The following is an 8,597-nucleotide window of genomic DNA, read 5'->3' as shown; positions in this document are numbered from 1 at the left end:
ACACGATCAATAGTTTCCTGCACGGCAGGCATTGGCGTTCTCCATCCACGCGGGGTTCAAGGTCCCGCAGTTGCAAACGTCAAGGCGTATGTCGTCTTGAATATTTGCCTTCTATGTAGTGTGCAATTGCACGATTTAACACCCGGCTTGCGCCGGATTCTTTTCAACTACCGGCGTAAAATGGGCCGATAATCGGAATTTCTACGCCGCATCGACCGTAGCAACCTTCGATCGGTCGCGACGAGCGACGATTTTGGTCAATGCGTCGAGGAACAACGCGACGTCTTCTTCGTCCATATCCGGCGCTGTTGAGACCCTGAGCCCCCCTGTTGCACTCGCATATCCCATGGCAGCAAGCACATGGCTCGGGCCGACTTTTCCTGACGAACAGGCGGATCCCGCCGATAGCGCGATTCCGGCGAGATCAAAAGCGATCTGCACGGTTTCCGCCTTCATGTCGGCGAGCGAAAAGAAAGTCGTGTTCGGCAACCGATCGACTGCTTCACCGTATATCACAGCATCGGGCGCAATCTTTCGAATTCCGCGCTCTATCGACTCGCGTGAGCGAAGCGACCATCCTCCCGCATTTATGCGTTTTGCAGCGATTTCGGCCGCTGCGCCGAAGCCTGCGATCACCGGCAGGGCCTCCGTGCCGGCGCGATGGCCCTTTTCCTGCCCGCCGCCGCGAACGAGCGCCCGTGGCATGACCAGATCGGAAACAGCAACGATCGCACCCACGCCCTTGGGGCCGCCGATCTTGTGGGAAGATAAGATGAGGTAGTCCGCTGAAGCGGTTGAATTGTCGATTGGAATCCTGCCAATGGCCTGGACGGCATCGACAACAAATAACCCGCCGAACGCCTTGACCAATTTGCCGATTGCCGCCTTAGGCTGGATCACACCCGTTTCATTGTTCGCAGCCTGGACAGCCACGAGGGGGAGACCTTCACTCCGGTCGTGCGCCTGCAGGGCGGCGTGCAAGAATTCAAGGTCAAGGAGCCCATTGCCATCAACAGGCACGATCGTGATCTGATCTTTGGAAAACTGTCCGCCGGCAAGAATGCAAGGGTGTTCGGTCGCGCCGACATAGAGATGTGACAGGCGCATCGCAGCGCGCCCCATGATAAAGTGCGGCGTCAGGAGGGTTGAAGCCGCCTCGGTCGCACCCGATGTAAAGAACACGTGATCAGGCTTGGCAGCAACAAGGGCGGCAACGTTGCGACGCGCTGTCTCCAAAATGGCCTTCGCGGCGCGGCCTTCCTGATGAACAGACGAAGGATTGCCGATCTGCCCGAGCGTCTCGACAACAGCATCACGGGCCGCGGGGATCAGCGGCGCGCTAGCATTATAGTCCAAGTAGGCGCGATTGCCGGCCATGGATGTCCTTGATCCTGTACTTTATTCGACCGAGCGCTTCTCGAAAGCGCAATTTCCTTGAAATTTTGCCTCGGAACAGCCTATTAAGCCGCTTCGAGCAAAAATTCTATACCAGTTTTGAACGGTTCTAAACTGGTTTTATGGGCGCAGGTGGTTGCCGTCAAGTCCGGTCAATCACAACCGCCTGTGGCAGAGAGTGGAGTATACATGCCTGAAGTAATTTTCAATGGACCTGCGGGCCGTCTTGAGGGCAGATATCAGCCTTCGACGGAAAAAAACGCCCCGATTGCGATTGTCCTCCACCCCCACCCACAATTTGGCGGCACCATGAACAACAAGATCGTCTACGATCTGTTCTACATGTTCCAGCAACGTGGCTTTACGACATTGCGCTTCAACTTCCGCGGCATCGGGCGTAGCCAAGGCGAATTCGACCACGGTTCGGGCGAACTATCGGACGCCGCCGGGGCACTCGACTGGGTCCAGTCGCTGCATCCGGATTCGAAGACATGCTGGGTCGCCGGCTATTCTTTCGGAGCGTGGATCGGCATGCAGCTTCTGATGCGCCGTCCGGAAATCGAAGGGTTTATTTCCGTCGCGCCACAGCCGAATACCTATGACTTTTCCTTCCTTGCGCCCTGCCCTTCGTCAGGGCTGATTCTTCACGGCGACCAGGACAAGGTCGCTCCGCCGAAGGATGTGCAGGGCCTGGTCGACAAGTTGAAGACCCAGAAAGGCATCACGATCACGCAGAAGACGATGGTTGGGGCCAATCACTTCTTCTCCGGCATGACCGACGAAGTCATTGCAGAGTGCTCCGACTACCTCGACCGCCGCCTCAATGGCGAACTCGTCGAAGCCAAGCCGAAGCGCCTGCGGTAACGTGCTTATGGATTCTCGGTTCAAGCCCGAGGATCCAGTATGGAAGCCGCCGTGTGGCGAGTGGCCTAGTGCCGTCCCACCAACACCCCGCCCGACACCGGCACATCGCATCCTGTCGTCGTTGGCCAGGTCAAGGGCAACCCGTCGAGGGCGCGCACGGCGAGGTAGGCCCAGGCTTCAGCCTCCATTGAATCGCCATTAAATCCAAGGTCTTCGGCAACAACCACTTTCGCACCCGAGGCTTGCGCGCCTTCCGACAGGTCCTTGAGGATCGTCGCGTTCTTGCGCCCCCCGCCGCATATGATCCAGAGCGACGGTGTTTCGGGTGCAAAGGCGCTCGCCTTCAATATGGCTTCGGCCGTGACCTTTGCCAGCGTCCGCGCGCCATCCGCCAGTTCAAGCTCGCCCAAATCTTCCAGGGTAAAATCGTTGCGGTCGAGCGATTTTGGCGGCTGCAGGTCGAAGAAGGGCTTTGCCAAATAACGGGCCGCGACGGAGCCGACGATTTGCCCCTCGCTCGCGATCGCGCCTCCGGCATCATAGGCAATCCCCGCCTTGTCCTCGACCCATTGATCAATCAGCGTGTTGCCGGGGCCGGTATCGAAGGCGATCGGGTCGCCCGTCAACGGCACGATCGTCACGTTTGAAATACCACCGATATTGACGAAGACGACCGCGCCGCCATGGCTGCGTTCGGTGGGAACATGTCTTGCAAGCGCACGATGGTAGGCAGGCACAAGCGGAGCACCCTGGCCGCCATGCATCATGTCATTCGCGCGCATGTCGTATACAACCGGGATCCCCGTCTTCCTGGCGAGTAATTCTCCATCGCCTAGCTGAACGGTCAGGCGCTCCGCTGGCCGATGCAGAACCGTTTGACCATGAAACCCAATGACATCAATGGTTTCCCGCTGAATGTTGTTGTCGGCCAGAAAGGTCACAACGGCCTCTCCGTGCCGCCGCGTCACTTCCTCCTCGATCTGCGCGAGAGTTCCCGGCCGCTCATCGCGGCTCTTGATCGCCTTTGCCTCGCCGAGCGCCGCTTCGATGCGGCGGCGAAAGGCGGTTTCGTAGGGCGTGAAGCCGGAAACGCTGCGCGTCACCTGGCTTTCGCCATCCGTTTCAATGAGCGCGATGTCGATGCCATCCATCGACGTTCCGCTCATCAGGCCGATTGCACGCCGTATTGCCGCCAAGACGCTGCCTTTCTTGTGATTCGATCCAGAATGATGTTAAACGGCACGGTCTTTTAAGGCACATGCTTTGTGCCGTTCGATTCAATCAGGAAAATTCGAAATGTCTGCCTTCAAATCCGAGTATCTGCACACGCTCTCCACGCGCGGCTTCATCCATCAGACCTCCGACGATGCGGGTCTGGATGCGCTCTTCGCCAAGGAAACCGTGTCAGCTTATATCGGCTTTGATCCGACGGCGTCGAGCCTCCATGCGGGAAGCCTCCTGCAAATCATGATGCTGCACTGGATGCAGCGGACCGGCCACCGTGCGGTGGCCTTGATGGGCGGCGGCACCGGGATGGTCGGGGATCCTTCCTTCAAGGAGGAGGCTCGCAAGTTGATGACGCCGGACACCATCCAATCCAATATCGATAGCATCAAGCGCGTATTCGCCAATTACCTGAATTTCGGCAATGGCCCGAACGATGCGCTGATGGTGAACAACGCGGAGTGGCTGTTGCCCCTCAACTACCTCGAATTCCTGCGCGACGTCGGACAGCATTTCTCGGTCAATCGCATGCTGTCTTTCGACTCCGTCAAGCAGCGCCTCGATCGCGAGCAGTCGTTGTCGTTCCTGGAATTCAACTACATGATCCTCCAGGCCTATGATTTCGTGGAGCTCAACAAGCGCTATGGCCTTCGCCTGCAGATGGGCGGTTCGGATCAATGGGGCAACATCGTCAACGGCATCGACCTCGGCCATCGCCTGGGCACACCGCAGCTTTACGCCCTCACCTCGCCCTTGCTGACCACCTCTTCCGGCGCGAAAATGGGCAAATCCCTGAATGGCGCCGTATGGCTTAACGCTGAGCTCCTCAGCCCGTACGAGTTCTGGCAGTACTGGCGCAACACGGAAGACGCCGACGTCGAGCGTTTCCTGAAGCTCTACACGACGCTGCCGCTGGATGAGATTAGCCGACTAAGCGCTCTGGGTGGATCGGAAATCAACGAGACTAAAAAGATTCTCGCCACCGAGGTCACCAGTCTCCTGCACGGGCGCCAGGCTGCCGAGGAAGCCGCCGAGACGGCACGAAAGACCTTCGAAGAAGGTGCGTTGGCAACCAACCTCCCGACCGTCGAGATCGCCGCGAGCGAGCTTGGGACCGGCATAGGTATTCTGACGCTTCTCGTCAAAGCCGGTCTTGCCGCATCGAACGGCGAAGCGCGCCGCCATATCCAGGGAGGTGCCGTTCGGGTGAACGATGCCGCTGTATCGGATGAACGCGCTCAGATTGGCAATTCGGAGGTAACAGCTGACGGCGTAATAAAGCTGTCGCTCGGCAAGAAGAAGCACATACTCGTCCGGCCGGCCTGATCAGGCCGGGCGACGGGGCTTAGCATCACTGAAACTCGAAGATCGAGCGGAAAATGCCCGGAGCAATGACAGAAATCGGGTTGACGATGATCTGAGGTTGCTTCAGCGGCCCCTGCAATCGATAGGTGATGCCGATCAGGCCACGATCCCGGCCATTGCCGAGAAACATGCCGAGGATCGGCAGTTCGCCGAACAGGCGGTTGATGCCGTAGGCCGGCATGAATGTACCCGTCAGGTTCATGTTTCCCCGCGGATCGCTCAGGATCCCCTGAAACGTTGTGCCTATGGTCGATCCACGGATCACGCCATTGGCAAGGTTGATATAGTTCGATCCCTTTTCGATCTGGGAAAAGCCGCGATCGAACGTCACGCGCGAGACATCGATGTTCTTTTGCACGGCGTCGTTGAGACTGGTTCCGTTGGGAGACGTCGATACCAGTTTGGCAAGCCGCGGTTCGTTCACCAGCGTGAAGTTCTGGGCGTCGATCTGCCCGCGCAGGGGACCGTCGCCTTTTGAATCGAGAGCAACGTTGATGCTGCCGCCTTCCATCTTTTCGTAGAAGCCAAAGAACCGCAGAACCGCTCCGGCATCCCGCGACTGGAGACTGATCGAGCGAGCACCGCTCTCCGAGCTGTCCGCCGCAATCGCCTTCTGTCCGGAATTGGTAATGGCGTTGAAGGCTAGGCCCGACACGTTCGAACCAACCCCCTCATAGGAAAGCGAAACATTGCGGAAGGTCTCAGAATAGAAACCGACAACCTTATCGATGTCAGCATTGATCAGAACTCGTTGCTTGCCACCGGTGTCGCCACTCTTCTGCTTCTTGTCCGTGATCTGATTGAGCAGGGGCCGGGCATCAAAGGAATCACCCTTTACGTCGACGCGATAGCCATATTGGGTCCGCGCCACCTTGACGGCGATGTCGTCGCCACGATTGAGCTTCACATTGCTGAAATCTGCGGAGCTGAGATCGCCACTGACGACCTTCACATCACCCTGGATGCGGAACGTATCGCCCGCAACATCGAGATCCTTGATCGTCGAGGTGTCGCCGTTCTGCTGCAGGGCAAATTTGGCCGTTGCCTTCACACCCGCCCCCTTTGTCCAACCGAGTTGCGCAAGCTTTATCTCGGCTTTGGTCAAGTCGGCTGTCGCCACGGGGGAACCGTCGGCAGCCTTCGAGATGTCAACCGAAATCGGACCGGAAAGCAGCGGGTCGAGTGCTGGAAACAACGCATTGCGCGTCTTGTCGTCGAGCCGCAACGTGACGCGTTGATCGCGCTTGGCCGTGTTGCCATTTAAAGGCTCAAAAAGCTCCACATCTGCTGGGATGCCGTTGAGTTTTGCCTCGGCATCAAGCCTTGCCTCATCACGGGTGACCGACAGCGTGCCATTGGCATCCGTAATCAACTGTCCATCGATCTTCTTGGCGATCGAGACATCCGAAAGCGCCATTTCGGCGTTGTACGTCAAGCTGCCCGGAGGGGCGCGACGCGTAATCGGAAAAGTCACAAGCACATGTGCCTTCACATTCCCCTTGATCTCATCAGGCGTGAAAGGCAGGTTTTTCACGGCATTGATGGGCTTGTACCCAATGATTTCTGCCACCGCCGACGCGTCGCCCGCTAGGTTGAGGTCAAGATCCGACAGGACCGGCCGCTGCGGGCCCCACGGAATAACCAGCGTGCCGTCGACAACGTGCGCTTCCCGATTATTCGGCGTGATCGAAACACCGTTTTGCAGCTTGATCGTTGTGCGGGCACCTCGGACGCTGATCTTGCCATCGGCATTACGCACCGGAGGCAGGTCGCCAACAATATTGAAGCGCGATCCTTCGACAGAGAAATCCACCTGGACTTCGTCCGGTTCGAGCGGCGGCGGCTTGCCGGGGCCATTGAACCTGCCTGCCGCAAAGTTCACGTCGATCCTGCTATCCTTCGTCGTTCCGCCGGAGAGATTCTCGACCATCCACCGGCGAGCCCCCGTGGCCACCCAGATCGGCCAAAGTTGTCTGGCATGAGCGACGGGCATAGCTGGAACTTGCAGCGACAACCTCATGGCCGGTGTGCCTTTGCCAAAGGTTGCATTGGCGAAACCGAAGAGCTGGCTATCATCGGCGGCCCGCACCGAAATCTTCGGAATATCAAGCAATTTCTGCGACGGTATATATCGTCCCGACAAACCGGCATCGAACGCCAAGGGTGGTTCAGGCGAATCCTTCGGCGACGAGGTGGCTTGGTCGACGCTGAGTTCAAATCGATAACCCGGCTCGGCGGGTTCTGCCGTTCCTGATGCTGGATCTGGCACGATCGAACCTTTTACGATTCCCTTGATCGCCCCAAAATGGATCGTCGAAGGTTTGAGGTCGATGGCTTTCGCGCCCGAAACATGTTCGAAATTGATCTGAGTCGCGACCGCCATGTCGTCGACATTGCCGATTGTAACCGGACCCTCACCGATATTAAGCGCACCCCAAACGCGAGCCGGCTCATTCGCCAAGCCAGCCAGGCCATCGAGCTTGATCTCAGCCAAATTATTATAGGCCAGATAGGCGCCATCCGGCTTGATGCCATCGATATCGGGAACCGGAGCATTGCCGAATTTTCCCATCAGCGGAATTTTGCTGACGGTGAGTGAAAACGCTTCGATCTTCGCGCCGATTGCCGAGCGCTTTGCCTGTGCCGCAATGGCAATTTCCTTGCCGCGCCACTCGACGGTCCCCTTCATTGCCACAGGACCGCCCGTCTCGGACAGGTCGAGATTGACGATCCGCAACCGCTCCGGCGCTCCCGCAACAGTGAAATCGAACGACGTGTCGGTTATGGTGATATCGCGTGTTTCGCGCTGATCGAGCAGGGAAACCGCACTCTCCAAACCGCTAAAAATCAGGCGTGATGCGCCATCGAGATCGACGAGACCCTGCGCATCCCACGGTACAAGTGAAGCGAAATCGAACGGCACTTTCGATGTGACCTTGATCTCGGCGCCATCCAGTTCGAGGCGCTCCACTTTCACATTGCCCTGCAATAGCGGGAGTGTAGCAAGGCCAATACGTACGGCGCGAACATTGTTGATCTCGATGCCACGCTTGGCATCGGCAATATTGACATCCCGCGCTTCGAGGGCAACGTGCCGGCGCTGATCAAGGGAAATTTGCGCCGATTGAATCGTTGCGTCGGTTTCCGGGCCGACGACCGACTTCAGCGCCGCCTGGGTGCGCCGCGTCAATGCCTCACCGCCGATCCCGACTCGCAAGACAGCAAAGGCGATGCCCGCCAGAACGGCGATAAGTATCAGAAACGAGAAGCAAGCGCCTGCTGCGAAATGCAGGCGGGAACGCCGTCGCGGCGTCGCCACAGGAGCCTTGCCCCCCTTATGGGCTGACGGGTAATGATGCAGTTTTGTGAAGTCGCGCTTCGTAAAACGGACCTTTTTCGGTTTCTCTGTCAAATTCCCAAGCCAATTGAGGAATCATATGGGAAACCGTAGACGATTCCCTTGCCTCTCTATAGTTGCGTAATTGAGGCGGCATTCAATAAGCAAAAGAAAGGCATTCCTATGACAGTTCTTGACATCGGAGACACCGCACCGGACTTCACCCTGCCCCGCGATAGTGGCGGCGCCATTACCCTTTCTGCACTGCGCGGCAAGCCGGTCGTGCTCTATTTCTACCCGAAGGATGACACCAGCGGCTGCACCCAGGAAGCGATCGAATTCTCGGCGCTGAGATCGCAGTTCGAAGCGATCGGCGCGATAGTCATCGGCATGTCCCCCGATCCGGTCAAGA

General features: G+C 57.9%; 6 protein-coding genes. 3 read left to right on the top strand and 3 right to left on the bottom strand.

Annotated elements, in window-relative coordinates; all coding sequences use genetic code 11:
* Positions 1-201: 201 nt before the first annotated feature.
* Positions 202-1,377 carry a cysteine desulfurase family protein gene (locus tag AAAB35_RS06110; RefSeq protein ID WP_340667320.1) on the bottom strand — a complete coding sequence of 392 codons (1,176 nt, stop codon included), beginning with the start codon at positions 1,375-1,377 and terminating at the stop codon, positions 202-204.
* Positions 1,378-1,584: 207 nt separating this feature from the next.
* On the opposite strand from AAAB35_RS06110, the gene AAAB35_RS06105 reads away from it, so the two are divergent.
* Complete coding sequence (locus tag AAAB35_RS06105) at positions 1,585-2,259, top strand: alpha/beta hydrolase (RefSeq protein ID WP_027231414.1); 675 nt, start codon at positions 1,585-1,587, stop codon at positions 2,257-2,259.
* A 65-nt stretch (positions 2,260-2,324) separates the two neighbouring features.
* Here AAAB35_RS06105 and AAAB35_RS06100 read toward each other — a convergent pair whose 3' ends face one another.
* Entirely contained in the window at positions 2,325-3,455 is a 1,131-nt protein-coding gene (locus AAAB35_RS06100) for an anhydro-N-acetylmuramic acid kinase (protein ID WP_340667319.1), read from the bottom strand.
* A gap of 100 nt (positions 3,456-3,555) precedes the next feature.
* On the opposite strand from AAAB35_RS06100, the gene tyrS reads away from it, so the two are divergent.
* Complete coding sequence (tyrS, locus tag AAAB35_RS06095; RefSeq protein WP_340667318.1) at positions 3,556-4,809, top strand: tyrosine--tRNA ligase; 1,254 nt, start codon at positions 3,556-3,558, stop codon at positions 4,807-4,809.
* Between the two features lie 25 nt (positions 4,810-4,834).
* Here tyrS and AAAB35_RS06090 read toward each other — a convergent pair whose 3' ends face one another.
* Complete coding sequence (locus tag AAAB35_RS06090; protein ID WP_340667317.1) at positions 4,835-8,260, bottom strand: DUF3971 domain-containing protein; 3,426 nt, start codon at positions 8,258-8,260, stop codon at positions 4,835-4,837.
* Positions 8,261-8,368: 108 nt separating this feature from the next.
* Between AAAB35_RS06090 and AAAB35_RS06085 the strand changes: the two genes are divergently transcribed.
* Positions 8,369-8,597, top strand: a 229-nt coding sequence (locus tag AAAB35_RS06085) for a redoxin domain-containing protein (RefSeq protein ID WP_340667316.1), incomplete at its 3' end; no start/stop codon positions are given.

Source organism: Phyllobacterium sp. (genome assembly GCF_037994425.1).
In the GTDB taxonomy this organism is placed as follows: domain Bacteria; phylum Pseudomonadota; class Alphaproteobacteria; order Rhizobiales; family Rhizobiaceae; genus Phyllobacterium.
Note: the sequence above shows the minus strand (reverse complement) of the source record. Positions and strands in the feature narration are given on the sequence as shown.